The organism is Microbacterium sp. zg-B185 (genome assembly GCF_030246885.1).
In the GTDB taxonomy this organism is placed as follows: domain Bacteria; phylum Actinomycetota; class Actinomycetes; order Actinomycetales; family Microbacteriaceae; genus Microbacterium.
Genome location: NZ_CP126739.1, coordinates 2,316,655 through 2,328,758 on the forward strand (window position 1 = coordinate 2,316,655; position 12,104 = coordinate 2,328,758).

General features: G+C 66.0%; 14 protein-coding genes. 13 read left to right on the forward strand and 1 reads right to left on the reverse strand.

All coding sequences use genetic code 11. The annotated features are described in order from the left end of the window. Window positions 1-10 precede the first annotated feature (10 nt). The 12 genes from QNO12_RS11195 (at window position 11) to QNO12_RS11250 (ending at window position 11,048) form a co-directional block, all read left to right on the forward strand. Entirely contained in the window at window positions 11-1,618 is a 1,608-nt protein-coding gene (locus tag QNO12_RS11195; RefSeq protein ID WP_257503310.1) for an ABC transporter substrate-binding protein, read from the forward strand. 87 nt (window positions 1,619-1,705) lie between these two features. Then, the gene (locus QNO12_RS11200; RefSeq protein ID WP_257503311.1) at window positions 1,706-2,725 is read left to right on the forward strand and encodes an ABC transporter permease; all 1,020 of its coding nucleotides are present in this window, start codon (window positions 1,706-1,708) and stop codon (window positions 2,723-2,725) included. A 266-nt stretch (window positions 2,726-2,991) separates the two neighbouring features. Further along, the gene (locus QNO12_RS11205) at window positions 2,992-3,597 is read left to right on the forward strand and encodes an ABC transporter permease (RefSeq protein ID WP_374761043.1); all 606 of its coding nucleotides are present in this window, start codon (window positions 2,992-2,994) and stop codon (window positions 3,595-3,597) included. After that, complete coding sequence (locus QNO12_RS11210; RefSeq protein ID WP_257503313.1) at window positions 3,594-4,379, forward strand: ABC transporter ATP-binding protein; 786 nt, start codon at window positions 3,594-3,596, stop codon at window positions 4,377-4,379. The genes QNO12_RS11205 and QNO12_RS11210 overlap by 4 nt, the downstream gene beginning before the upstream one ends. Then, on the forward strand, window positions 4,376-5,317 hold the full coding sequence (locus tag QNO12_RS11215; protein ID WP_257503314.1) for an ABC transporter ATP-binding protein: 942 nt from the start codon (window positions 4,376-4,378) through the stop codon (window positions 5,315-5,317). The genes QNO12_RS11210 and QNO12_RS11215 overlap by 4 nt, the downstream gene beginning before the upstream one ends. Before the next feature lie 92 nt (window positions 5,318-5,409). Then, entirely contained in the window at window positions 5,410-6,621 is a 1,212-nt protein-coding gene (locus tag QNO12_RS11220) for a M20 metallopeptidase family protein (protein WP_257503315.1), read from the forward strand. Window positions 6,622-6,687: 66 nt separating this feature from the next. After that, window positions 6,688-7,239: a TetR/AcrR family transcriptional regulator gene (locus QNO12_RS11225; protein WP_257503316.1), complete on the forward strand. Its 552-nt coding sequence runs from the start codon at window positions 6,688-6,690 to the stop codon at window positions 7,237-7,239. A gap of 144 nt (window positions 7,240-7,383) precedes the next feature. Next, window positions 7,384-8,298: an alpha/beta fold hydrolase gene (locus QNO12_RS11230; RefSeq protein ID WP_257503317.1), complete on the forward strand. Its 915-nt coding sequence runs from the start codon at window positions 7,384-7,386 to the stop codon at window positions 8,296-8,298. Then, window positions 8,288-8,845, forward strand: a complete 558-nt coding sequence (locus QNO12_RS11235) for a YybH family protein (RefSeq protein WP_257503318.1) — start codon at window positions 8,288-8,290, stop codon at window positions 8,843-8,845. The genes QNO12_RS11230 and QNO12_RS11235 overlap by 11 nt, the downstream gene beginning before the upstream one ends. Then, a complete protein-coding gene (gene fgd / locus QNO12_RS11240; RefSeq protein WP_257503319.1) occupies window positions 8,842-9,852 on the forward strand; it encodes a glucose-6-phosphate dehydrogenase (coenzyme-F420) in 1,011 nt (336 codons plus the stop codon). The genes QNO12_RS11235 and fgd overlap by 4 nt, the downstream gene beginning before the upstream one ends. A 546-nt stretch (window positions 9,853-10,398) precedes the next feature. After that, window positions 10,399-10,665, forward strand: coding sequence for a type II toxin-antitoxin system Phd/YefM family antitoxin (locus QNO12_RS11245; RefSeq protein WP_257503320.1), 267 nt, complete (start codon window positions 10,399-10,401; stop codon window positions 10,663-10,665). After that, window positions 10,662-11,048, forward strand: a complete 387-nt coding sequence (locus QNO12_RS11250) for a type II toxin-antitoxin system VapC family toxin (RefSeq protein ID WP_257503321.1) — start codon at window positions 10,662-10,664, stop codon at window positions 11,046-11,048. The genes QNO12_RS11245 and QNO12_RS11250 overlap by 4 nt, the downstream gene beginning before the upstream one ends. An 86-nt stretch (window positions 11,049-11,134) precedes the next feature. Here QNO12_RS11250 and QNO12_RS11255 read toward each other — a convergent pair whose 3' ends face one another. Continuing rightward, a complete protein-coding gene (locus tag QNO12_RS11255; RefSeq protein WP_257503322.1) occupies window positions 11,135-11,764 on the reverse strand; it encodes a hypothetical protein in 630 nt (209 codons plus the stop codon). A 119-nt stretch (window positions 11,765-11,883) separates the two neighbouring features. Here QNO12_RS11255 and QNO12_RS11260 point away from each other — a divergent pair, with 119 nt between their 5' ends. Further along, complete coding sequence (locus QNO12_RS11260) at window positions 11,884-12,063, forward strand: MerR family transcriptional regulator (protein ID WP_257503323.1); 180 nt, start codon at window positions 11,884-11,886, stop codon at window positions 12,061-12,063. Window positions 12,064-12,104 lie beyond the last annotated feature (41 nt).

Here is a 12,104-nt window from a genome sequence, read left to right on the forward strand (position 1 = left end):
AAGTTGGCCCATGGCAATTCACACCACGAGGCGTGCGCTCCCCCTGCTCGCCGCGGCATCTCTGTTCGTGCTTGCGGGGTGCAGTACCCCCCAGCAGGGAGGCAGCACTGAAGCGGGCACCGACATCATCGTTGGATACGGCGACGTCGACAGCCTCGATCCCATCCAGTTCAAAGCCCCGACAGGGTACGCCGTCCTCGCCAACATCTACGGGACGCTGTTCAACCAGGAGTACGAAGAGGTCGACGGCTACCTGCGCGGCGTGGAGAAGTACGTTCCCGCGATCGCCGACTCTGCGGAGTACAACGAGGACGGCACGCTTCTCACGATCACGATCAAGCCCGACCTGAAGTTCTCCGACGGGGATGACCTCACTGCATCCGATGTCGTCTACACGCTTCAGCGTTCGCTGTCGGATGCCGGTTACACCGGCGTCTTCGGCACTTACCTGAACATCGCCGATCCTTCGACGGGCATCAGCGCCGTCGATGACACCACTGTGGAGATCGTGACCACGGGTGTGTCGCCGGTCTTGGAGAAGTTCCTGTCGTTCCAGACCTTCGGCATCCTCAGCGAGGACGCCGCCCTGGAAAACAGCCAGGAGGAGTGGGCCACGGACTACTTCGCCACGAACTCGGTCGCGTCCGGCCCGTACGAGGTCTCCGAATGGACCCCTGGCCAGAGCATCATCCTCACCAAGAACCCCGAGTACACGATCACCGACATGAGCAGCGCCCCGGAGACGGTGACGCTTCAGAACATGCCCAGCCCCGAACAGGCGTTCCTTGCCCTGCAGAACGAATCCATCGACGTCTCGTTCGGGCTTCCGCCCGCACTGGCATCGGAGGCGCAGAGCACCGAGGGCGTCACGGTATACGGCACGGAGTCATCCGACCTCGTGTACATGGGCATGAACCTCGGCTACGCGCCGCTGCAGGATGTCCGCGTCCGCCAGGCCATCTCCTACCTGATTCCGACAGATGCCCTGCGCGAGCAGGTCATGGAAGGGTTCGCGGGAACGGCCTACGGCCCGGTTCCGTATCCGATGATCGGCGCGCTCGACGACGACGGCACTCAGGTCGCCTACGGGACGGATGTCGACAAGGCCGCGGCCCTGCTCGAAGCAGCAGGCGCCGAAGGACTGAGCCTCAAGCTCTCGACGACGTCTTCCGACCCGACCATGGTCGAGGCCGCCACCTTCATCCAGAGTGCGCTCGGCGAGGCGGGCATCGAAATCACGGTCGATCAGATGACGGATGCCGCGTACAACACGGCGCTGTCGGACGGGACGATGCAGCTCTTCCTCGGCAGCTGGTACTCGTGGGGTGAAGACGCGGTCTACCAGATGAACTTCCTGCTGAAGTCGGACGCGTTCACGAACTACGCACGCTTCGACAACCCGGAGTTCGATGCCCTGCTGGCCGAAGCGATGCTCCAGCCGACTGCCGAGAGCCGCGCCGAACTCGCCCAGGCCGCTCAGCAGATCGCCCTCGACGAAGCACCGTGGGCTTACCTGTACACACGCGACCAGGTGATCGTCGCCGCCGAGGGTCTCACCGGCCTCACCCGGCCCGACGACCAGTTCCCGCGCTTCGAGTACCTCACGTTCGAAGACTGATGCGCGGTGGTGCGGGCAGGTCTTCTGAGCCCTGCCCGCACCGCCGGCTCACAGATCCGCCATCCGTCTTCGCCGAGAGGAGTCGTCATGACCCGATTCATCGTCAACCGGGTGCTGACCGCACTCGTCAGCATGCTGGGCATCGCACTGGTCATCTTTGTCGTGACCCAGATGCTGCCCGGCGATGCCGCACGCGTCCAAGCCGGGCAGTACGCCACTGAGGCTCAGGTGGAGGCGCTTCGCGAGAAGTTCGGCCTCGACCGGCCGCTGATCGTGCAGCTCGGGACCTACCTCGCGGGCCTGGCCCAGTTCGACTTCGGTACATCGACTCGCACCGGGCAGCCGGTCCTGCAAGAGCTGATGACCCGGCTGCCGGCCACGCTTGAGCTCAGCCTCGCGGCCCTCCTCGTCGCACTGGTCATCGGCGTCCTGCTCGGCGTCGCAGCGGCCGCCCGACAGGGGCGGATCCCCGACCTCATCGCGCGCATCGTCACGATCACGGCATCCTCGACCGCGACGTTCTGGATCGCGCTCCTGGCGATCGTCCTGTTCTGCAACACGCTCGGATGGTTCCCGAGCCCGATCGGGCGACTCCCCCGCGGTTTCGCGCCACCGCCCGGCATCACCGGCATGTACACGGTCGACTCACTGCTGACCGGTGACCTCGCGCTGTTCGCGGCCTCGCTCTCCACGATCGCCCTTCCGGCGATCATCCTGGGGATCGTCGCCTCGCCCTCGATCATCAAGGTCGTCCGGGCCGCGACGATCCGCGCTCTCGCATCGGACTTCGCACGCACGTCGCGTTCGTTCGGCTATTCGCCCGCGTCGATCCTCTTTCGAGACGGCCTGCGCAATTCGCTCCTGCCGGTCCTCACCACGATCGGCATCGTCACGGGCTTCCTCCTCGGCGGCAACGTGATCATCGAGCAGTTGTTCTCCTGGCCCGGCATCGGGCAGTACGCCTACCAGGCGCTACAGTCCCATGACCTCAACGCTCTGCGCGGCTTCGCGCTCATCGTCGGGATCGTTTACGTGACGCTCAACATGGTGCTGGACATCCTCTATACCTTCGTCGACCCCCGAGTGCAGTTCAAGGCGGCAGCATGACTCTCGAGAACACGCAGGCCCCGCTCCCCGCGCCGAGCGGCGCGAAGCGCCGCACTCCGAACCGGCTCTGGGCGATGCGCACCGGAAACGCCGGCTTCGTCGCCGGCATCGTCATCATCGCCCTGATGGTGCTGCTGTCGTTCGTCGCCCCGATCTTCCAGGGCAGTGGCACGGTCGCCCAGCCGGATCTCGCCCTCCAACCACCCAGTTGGCCGCATCCGTTCGGCACGGATCAGTACGGCCGCGACGTCTTCGTCCGCACCATGATGGCAGCCCAGATCGACTTGACCCTCGCTCTGAGCGTCGCGCTGATCGGCCTGATCCTCGGAAGCGTGATCGGCGCCCTGAGCGCCGCGATCGGCGGCTGGTTCGACGTCGTCGTGATGCGGATCACCGACATGCTGATGGCGTTCCCCTCGTTCGTCCTCGCGCTCATCATCACGGCGTCGCTCGGCAACAGCGCGATCAACGCAGCGATCGGCGTGACCATCGCCTTCATCCCGCAGTACATCAGGCTCACGCGATCGCAGGCGCTGGAGGTACGCTCCACCGACTACGTCGCCGCGAGCAAGGTGAGCGGTTCCACGACCCTCGTATCCGCCGTCCAGCACGTGCTCCCCAACTCGTTCCGCGCCCCGCTCGTGCAGGCGCCGCTGATCGCCGCGTGGGCGATCCTCGACATCGCCGGGCTCTCGTTCCTCGGCGTCGGAGTGCAGCCGCCGACACCGGAATGGGGCGCGATGATCGCCGAAGGCACGGGAGACGTGCTCCTCGGCGCCTGGTGGACCGCCCTCTTCCCCGGTCTGATGATCCTGGCCGCCGCATCCGCCTTCCAGATGATCGGCGACCGCCTCGAAAGGATGATCCGATGACCACCCTTCACCTCGCCGGCCTCACGGCGACAGCACCCTCCGGTGCGAAGATCCTCGACGATGTCGGGTTCGAGGTCCGCAGCGGCGAGATCGTCGGGCTCGTCGGCGAATCGGGCTCGGGTAAGTCGATGACATCGCTCGCCCTCACCGGGCTCCTCCCCGGTGCGATCACACCGGTCGCGGGCACGGCGTCGCTCGATGGAGATGTGTTCATGACGGATGGACGCGTGGTCGCCCGCCCGCCGATCTCGATCGTGTTCCAGAACGCCAAAGCGGCCCTGAACCCCACGATGCGCATCGGCAACCAATTCACCCGGCTGCTCACGCATCTCGGGCGACGGCCGGGAACGGCGTTGACCTCCGAGATCGAGGGGCTCCTCGAGCAGGTCGGGATCGTCGATCCGAAGCGGGTCAGTCGGGCCTACCCCAACCAGCTCTCCGGGGGGATGAATCAGCGCGTCATGATCGCGCTGGCGCTCGCGTCGGAACCGAAGGTGCTGATCGCGGATGAGCCCACCACGGGACTGGATGTCACGGTGCAGGCGCAGATCCTGCAGTTGCTGAAAACCACCACGGCGAACAGCAATCGCGGCGTGCTCCTCATCACTCATGACCTCGGTGTCGTCGCACAGATGTGCTCGCGCGTCGTGGTCATGCTGAAGGGACGGATCGTCGAGATCAACGATGTCGATGCGATCTTCCACGGCGCCGACCATCCGTACACGCGCGAGCTCGTTGCCGCGGCCGAAGGCACCGGCACGACGAAGGGGGCGCACGCATGAGAACAGTCAGCCTGGAAGACGTCTCGATCACGTACTCGCAGCGCGGGGCGAAAGTACACGCCGTGCGCGGTGTCTCGCTCTCCGTCAGCGAAGGCGAGACGCTCGCGGTCGTCGGCGAGTCCGGCAGCGGGAAGTCCTCCACCGCACGTGTGCTCGCCGGCCTGCAGAAGCCCACGGCCGGAAAAGTGGTGTGGTCGGACGACACAGCCGCACGACCTGCGCCGAAGACCGGCTATCCCGCCGACGACGACCCGCGCGTCCAGATGGTGTTCCAGCATCCCGATCAGTCGCTCGACCCGATGTGGTCGGTCGCGCGATCCCTCGCGGAGCCGCTGGTGCGCCTCGGATACATGAGCCGCTTGGAGATTCGCGCGCAAGGCGCCGATTTCCTCGAGCGGGTCGGACTCGACCGCGAGTACCTGACGCGGTATCCGCGCGATCTCTCCGGCGGGCAGGCGCAGCGTGTCTGCATTGCGAGGGCGCTGGTCTCCAAACCGCACATCGTCGTTCTCGACGAGCCGACGGCGAGCCTCGATCAGACGATCCGCACCCGGCTGATCGGCACTCTCGCCGAGCTTCAGCAGGAGACCGGCGTCGGATATCTGCTCGTGAGCCACGACATCGGCAGCGTTCGGCGCCTGGCCGACCGCATCGTCGTCATGTACCTGGGGCAGATCATCGAAGAGGGAACCGCGGCGCAGGTGCTCGACGCTCCGAGGCATCCGTACACCCGTGCGCTCATCGACGCTGTGCCGCCGAGCGACCCTCGCGCCGTGTGGGACCCCAGCTCGTTCAGCATCGACCGGACGCTCTCCGTCGGGCGCAGCGTCGCCGACCTCCCGTGCCCGGTGCCCGGTCCGTCGTGCGACGAACATCAGATCGGTCTGAACGAGATCGCGACCGGCCACCGCGTCGCCTGCAGCCGCGCGGCCGCGTGAGCGCATCGAACCAAGCTGCACGTGAACCACCGCGCTTCGGCGCGCATCGAAACAAGGCGCTTTCAATCGCATCGCACTACTGAGGAGTACCCATGACCGACCTGCGCGCGGCTCGAAGATCCGCAACTTCCGACACCACCGGCGACCTGGTCGCCCTTCGCCGCGCTCTGCACCGCATTCCGGAGGTGGGCCTCGATCTGCCCGTCACTCAGGCCGCATTGGAAGCGGAGCTCGATGGTTTGCCAGTTCGGATCGTACGCGGCGCGTCGCTGTCGTCGCTCGCGGTCATCATCGACGGCGCCCTGCCCGGGCCGAGTGTCCTGCTGCGCTCCGACATGGATGCTCTGCCCGTGATCGAGCATTCCGGAGCGGGCTTCGCCTCCTCAAATGGCGCCATGCACGCGTGCGGGCACGACCTGCACATGAGCGCTCTGGTCGGGGCGATCCGGCTGCTCTGTGCACGCCGGGAGGACGTGCGCGGCCAGGTCATCGCGATCTTCCAACCGGGAGAGGAGGGTCACGGCGGGGCCGCCGCGATGATCGACGAAGGCGTGCTCGAGATCACGGGGGCGACGCCGATCGCCTCCTACGGCATCCACGTGTTCTCGTTCCTTCCGACCGGGGTATTCACGACCAAGCCAGGCATCCTCATGGGCGGCACCGTGAACCTCGACATCGAGGTGTTCGGCAGCGGCGGGCACGCGGCACGGCCCCACGCGGCGAGCAATCCGATCCTCGCCGGAGCACTCATCGTGCAGGCCATCCAGAGCCACATCGCCCAGCGGACCCGCGCTGATTCGCCGCTCATCGCCACCGTGGGAGCGTTCCAAGCGGGGACTGCGGCGAACGTGATCCCCGATTCCGCGACGGTCCGAGTGAGCCTGCGCGCGACCACGGTCCCCGCGCTGCGCGAACTGCAGTCCTCACTCGAAGCGCTCGCCGAGTCGACCGCGACCGCGCTCGGCATGCACGTATCCGTCACGCCCGGCCCCGACATGTATCCGACGGTGAACAGCGCCTCGGATGCCGTGCTCGTGCGCTCGATCGTCACCGAGCTGTTCGGTCCTGACCGATATGAGGACCTGGTGCACCCGGAGATGATCTCGGAGGACTTCTCGAACTTCCTCGATCTCACGGGTGGCGCGTTCGTCTTCGTGGGTGCGCAGGATGCGGCCGCATCCCTGCCGCCCGAGACCAATCACTCCGCTCGCGCCCTGTTCGACGACGGCGTTCTCGTCGATGCCGCTGAGCTCCTCGCCGAATTGGCGATACGGCGCCTCCGGATCGAGAGCGACGCTCGGTAACATGGGGGCGTTCCCGTCCGCGTCGTCCCGGTGTCACGGTCATCACGGGGCGGGGAGGGGACCACGATGACGGCACGCGCCGCGAGGATGCTGCCCGCGATCGCCGAGATCCTCCGCGCCAAAGGACCCGACGGCTTCCTGCTGAACACGATCGCCGAAGAGCTCGGCACCTCCAGCCGAATGCTGGTGTACCACTTCGGCAGCCGCGACGAGCTTCTCGGGCGCGTGATGTCGCTCGTGCGCGAGCAGACGATCCAGGAGCTGACCACTCCGCCCCCCGCTTCCCTGGAAGAGGCGATCGACCGGTGGTGGGCCTACTACATGGAACACCTCACAGACCTGCAGCTCTTCTTCCACCTGGCCTCGCGCCGTTTCGAGGCTCCCGAGCAGTTCGAGGAGTTCGCGGCGAGCGCGATAGAGAACTGGTCGCTTTACTTCTCCGACAGCATCGAAGCCGAAGGCGGCGATCCGGAGCGGAGCGCTGGCCTGGCGCGCATGATCCTCGCTGCGCTGCGCGGCCTGATGGTCGACTACCTGATCTCGGGCGAGAAGGAACAGGTCGAGCGGGCGCTCGGCGACCTGCGCGCGCTCCTGGCGTCTCCCGCTGATCGCGCCTGACGCACGTCGCTCTCCCGGCGCCGTGGACCGCCGAAACCGCCGGTCTCGGCGGTTTGTTGCGGCCGCGTGAAGAGTCTGTAACGGGATTACGTTTTTGCCCGAATCGCCTTGCTCCAAGGGCCCTGCGCTTCGTAATTTTGAGCCATGACACAGACCGGATCGCAGCGTCCGCTCGCCGGCGACCGAGCCGTCGACACGCGACGGATGCTGGCCGTCGAGGGACCCGCAGGCCACCTGGCCGGGTGGATCCAGGACGGCACCGACGAGTCGGCGGTTCCGCTGCTTTTCCTGCATCCGATCAATACGCGTGGGGCGATCTGGTTCGATGTCGTCGATCTCCTCCCTGCCGACCGCACGTACCTGATGCCCGACCTGCGCGCCCACGGCGACTCCGCACCGTGCGGCGATTTCGGCCTCGACGAATGGCTCTCCGACATCGAAGCGGTGATCGACTCTCACGGGGAAGGACCGCTCCACGTGGTCGGTGGATCGCTGGGCGGATCGCTCGCGGTCTGCCTCGCCGCCCGCCGGCCGCAGCAGGTCGTCTCGATCACGGGGCTGGGCAGTTCCCTCAATTTCGACGGCGCAGACGCCGTCGCCGTCATCGACCTGTTCGACCGTTACGGAATCCCGGGAACCTTCGAGAAGGTGTTCCCAGAGATCACGTTCGGCCCGTATGCCGATCGTGCACTCATCGATCACGGCATACGTCTGTCGAACCCCAATGACGTCGAGACGGTGAAGCGAGTGTGGTCGGCCACCGTCTTCTCGGACTCGACGGATCGCGCAGCCGACGTGGCGTGTCCCGCGCTCGTCGTCACCGGTGAATTCGACGGCACCTGCACGCCCGCGCTCGGCCTGGAGATGGCCAGGCGGCTGAAAACCACGCAGATCCTGCTCCCCGACATCGGCCACATGCCGATGCTCGAAGACCCTCGCCGTGTCGTGGACCTCCTCACACCGCATTTCGCGCAGGCCGAGGCGCTGTTCGCCGACGCAACGCTTTCCGCCCTCCCGCATGTACCCCCGAATGAGACAGGAAGAACCGATGACCGCTGAGACCGACCGCGAAGAGATCCTCACGCTCCACAAGGACTGGTGGGAGGCCAACCACCAGTTGATCATTCCGCAGATGCAGTCGGTGTATCCCACGGGTGACAGCTACCTGATGTTCAACGCGAACGGACATCCCTACTTCGGGATCGACGAGAAGACCGCGCTGTGGGAGTGGTACCAGCGCGAGATCGAGATCACCGGATACCCGGAGATCAAGATCATGCGCCTGACCGTCTCCGGCGACATGGCCTGGCTCGCCTGCGAGGGAGTGTTCCCGATGCGTGCGATCGGTTCCGAGGGCACCGGATCGGCGACGTGGGAGATCAAGGACGAAGAAGTGGCCAACCGGCTCCGCGCCACCGAGATCTACCAGCGCGATGACGGAGACGGCAACCCGGTGTGGAAGATGTGGCACTTCCACGCGTCGCCGCTGCCCGATGCCGACGAACCGCGCCCGGCCTTCGGCGACACTCCCGGCGAGCGCGGACTGGGTGCCGGTCCGGGAATCACGCCGCTCCGGGTGACCAGCGAAGGCGTGCGCGAAGGATGACCCGCCCGCTGACCCTGGGCTACAAGGCCTCGGCCGAGCAGTTCGGCCCGCGAGAACTGCTCGATTTCGGCGTGCTCGCGGAGCAGGCCGGCTTCGACTCGGTCTTCGTCTCCGATCACTTCCAGCCGTGGAAGCACACCGACGGACACGCACCGGCGGCGATCCCCTGGCTCGCGGCTCTCGGGGCGAAGACCGAGCGGATCGTCATGGGGACCTCCGTGCTGACCCCGGGCTTCCGCTACCACCCCGGTGTCGTGGCGCAGTCGTTCGCGACGCTCGGTGTGATGTTCCCCGAGCGCGTTGTGCTCGGGGTCGGGTCGGGAGAGTCGCTCAACGAGGCCCCGCTCGGTTTCGCGTGGCCGGAGATGAAGGAGCGCTTCGCGCGGCTCAAGGAGGCCGTGCTGCTCATCCAGCAACTCTGGAGCGAAGACCGGGTCACCCATCACGGCGAGCACTTCACGACCGAGAGCGCCACGATCTACGACCGGCCCGACACTCCGGTGCCGATCTACATCGGCGGTTCGGGGCCCGCCGCGACGCGCCTGGCGGGTCGTATCGCAGACGGCTTCATCACCACGTCCGGCAAGGCGCCTTCTCTCTACACCGACACGCTGATGCCCGCCTTCGCCGACGGACTCGCCAAGGGCGCTCGGGTCGAAGGGTCCGTCGACACGCTCATCGAGATGAAGGTCTCGTTCGACACCGAGCACGCCCGTGCGCTGGCGGCCACGCAGCACTGGGCCGCACTCGCCCTGACGCCCGAAGAGAAGATGGGCGTCGAGGATCCGGTCGAAATGGAACGACTCGCGGATGCCCTGCCGATCGAGCGCGCCGCATCCCGCTGGATCGTGTCGGACGACCCCGACGAGCACGTCGAACGGATCGCGCGCTACGTCGATCTCGGCTTCCGGCACCTGGTCTTCCACGCGCCGGGCCCCGACCAGGCGGCGTTCCTCGAGCTCTACGGCGCCGAGATCCTTCCGCGGATCAGGGCTCAATTCGGCTGAGGACACGGAGGTAACGAACGCGGGCGGACGAAAGCGGTCGAGAAGCAAAACCGAATTCTATGTGGTTGACGGAAGAGAAATACCTGGTCAGAGGTACAACACTTTGCCCCTGGAGGGACTCGAACACGTTTTGAGCATTGTGCTCTGCGACGTTGAGCGGCAAATTCCGCGGAATTACGCGGCTGTTTGCGATCGTAGCGACATCGATCTACGTCTGAAAACAGCTATCCGCAAACAGAATGTGGGCAAAACGTGGGCAAGAATGGGCCGTTCTGCCGTGCATTCAGAGGCATTCGGCGAAGTCCGTCATTTTTCAACATCTGAGGGCAAATTCCGACACGGCGATTTTGAGCATATTGCTCAATGAAGAGATCAGATTCCCCGCGTGAAGTGCAGAGTGCTAAGCACAGCTGGACGGTCAATCTAGGGAGTCGGACATTCAGGGCGGGGTGGGCAGGAGGTTCCTGAACCTCAGCGAGGCCGCCGTCATCGAGAGGGCATGCTCATGCTGCGCCGCGTGTGCTACAGCGCGCTACACTGTATCCCATGGAGACCGTGACACATCGCGAGATGCGCAACCGCAGTGGCGAGATCCTGCGCAGGGTTGAGGCAGGCGAATCGGTGCTGGTCAGTAACAACGGCCACCTGGCTGCTCTGATCGTGCCCGTGGGAGGCGATCCGCTTGACGGGCTGATCGCACGAGGCGAGGCAAGGCCGGCCCGCACCGGTAGTGATGCGCTGGCAGACATCACGCGAGCGGTTTCGCCAGTGAGTACGCGGGAGCTGCTCGAAGACAGTCGAGGCCGCTGGTGACGGTGGCCTACCTGGACACCTCGGCCGCGATGAAACTGGTGATCGAGGAGACCGAGTCCGAAGCGCTCGTCGCCGCGCTCATTGATTCCTCTCGACGCCTGGCGGCGTCGTGGCTTCTGCACACCGAATTGCACTGTGCCGCGGGCCGGCATCCGGCGATCATCTCGATCGATGCGATCACGGCGGTGCTCGATGCGGTGAGTCTGGTCGACGTGACGCGCGGGGATCTGCTCGCTGCCGGCACTCATGCTCCGCTGCGTTCGAACGACGCGATACACCTTGCGACCGCATTGAGGATCGGTGCCGACGAGATCGTCACCTACGATGACGAGCTCGCCCGAGCCGCCGCGACGGCCGGGATCCGGGTGGTCGCCCCAGCGTGAGGGCGGGAGGGCCGCCCACGAAGTCCCGGCTCGCAATGTCGCATCCATCGGCAACGCGTGACGGTACGCCGTGCGCACGGCGCTCGTCATAGACCGATCGACGGACGGCCAGGCCGAGACGGTCCGTAGTGCGGGCGGCTCGGGTCGTTGTACGGGTCGACCGCCGGCGCCCTCCGCGGCTCCTGGATCCGCACTTCCGGCGCGAGACCCGCATCACGGGCGCGGGTCATGAGGCGGGTCGCGGTGCTCTGACTGATCTTGAGAGTGTCGGAGACGAGCTTGAGCGGGGGGTAGCTGATCGCCGTCGCGACGCGATAGACGGCGATCGCGGCGTACAGGGACTCCAAGGGTTCGCGCCCCTCCTCCGCCTGAACGCGGCTGAGAAACTCACGCACCGGAATGCGGTCGCGGCCGCCCTCACCCTCTCCGCTGACGCCGACCGTGACGACCTCGAGCGCCGATCTCGTCATGATCCAGTGCGTGCGCACCTCGCGGAGCATCTGGCTGGTGATGTCGACGCCTTCTCCTTCGCGCTCGAGAGCGGCGAACACGACGGCAGTGCGGCCGAGCGCCGCATCCCACTCCACGCGCACGGTGATCGTGCCGGGGACGTCCTGCTCCCCCGACACGCGCGCATGCCAGGACTTCGGAAGCGTCACGCGGCTGCCGAGATCGATTCGTTCGTCGCTGATGTCATATGCCTCGACGTCTGCCATAGAGGCCACTATTCCAGGTCGCCGGCGATTCGCGAAGAAGAGTGTCGATCTTGGCTCACATCTGTGCTAGCTTGCGACGAAGGGAGACTGACACTGCTGGCTCAAGGAAGGGAAGGGCTATGAACCACTCACCGGAGCACCTTGCTCTTACGATGAAGGATGCCGCCAAGCTCGTCGGCGTCGACTACCGCACGATCAAGCTCGGCATTGAGAACGGGACGATCCCCACGGTCCAGCTCGGTCCGCGCCGCATGATCCCCCGCGTCCCGCTGCTCCGCGCGTTCGGCGTCGATGCTTGAACAGCAGCAAACGGAGTGCATCAATGAACCGGTGGCCCGGT

Excerpts from the sequence above, each read along its gene's own strand:
- QNO12_RS11195 (WP_257503310.1), top strand. The coding sequence starts at position 11 with ATGGCAATTCACACCACGAGGCGTGCGCTCCCCCTGCTCGCCGCGGCA.
- QNO12_RS11200 (WP_257503311.1), top strand. The coding sequence starts at position 1,706 with ATGACCCGATTCATCGTCAACCGGGTGCTGACCGCACTCGTCAGCATG.
- QNO12_RS11205 (WP_374761043.1), top strand. The coding sequence starts at position 2,992 with ATGGCAGCCCAGATCGACTTGACCCTCGCTCTGAGCGTCGCGCTGATC.
- QNO12_RS11210 (WP_257503313.1), top strand. The coding sequence starts at position 3,594 with ATGACCACCCTTCACCTCGCCGGCCTCACGGCGACAGCACCCTCCGGT.
- QNO12_RS11215 (WP_257503314.1), top strand. The coding sequence starts at position 4,376 with ATGAGAACAGTCAGCCTGGAAGACGTCTCGATCACGTACTCGCAGCGC.
- QNO12_RS11220 (WP_257503315.1), top strand. The coding sequence starts at position 5,410 with ATGACCGACCTGCGCGCGGCTCGAAGATCCGCAACTTCCGACACCACC.
- QNO12_RS11225 (WP_257503316.1), top strand. The coding sequence starts at position 6,688 with ATGACGGCACGCGCCGCGAGGATGCTGCCCGCGATCGCCGAGATCCTC.
- QNO12_RS11230 (WP_257503317.1), top strand. The coding sequence starts at position 7,384 with ATGACACAGACCGGATCGCAGCGTCCGCTCGCCGGCGACCGAGCCGTC.
- QNO12_RS11235 (WP_257503318.1), top strand. The coding sequence starts at position 8,288 with ATGACCGCTGAGACCGACCGCGAAGAGATCCTCACGCTCCACAAGGAC.
- fgd (WP_257503319.1), top strand. The coding sequence starts at position 8,842 with ATGACCCGCCCGCTGACCCTGGGCTACAAGGCCTCGGCCGAGCAGTTC.
- QNO12_RS11245 (WP_257503320.1), top strand. The coding sequence starts at position 10,399 with ATGGAGACCGTGACACATCGCGAGATGCGCAACCGCAGTGGCGAGATC.
- QNO12_RS11255 (WP_257503322.1), bottom strand. The coding sequence starts at position 11,764 with ATGGCAGACGTCGAGGCATATGACATCAGCGACGAACGAATCGATCTC.
- QNO12_RS11260 (WP_257503323.1), top strand. The coding sequence starts at position 11,884 with ATGAACCACTCACCGGAGCACCTTGCTCTTACGATGAAGGATGCCGCC.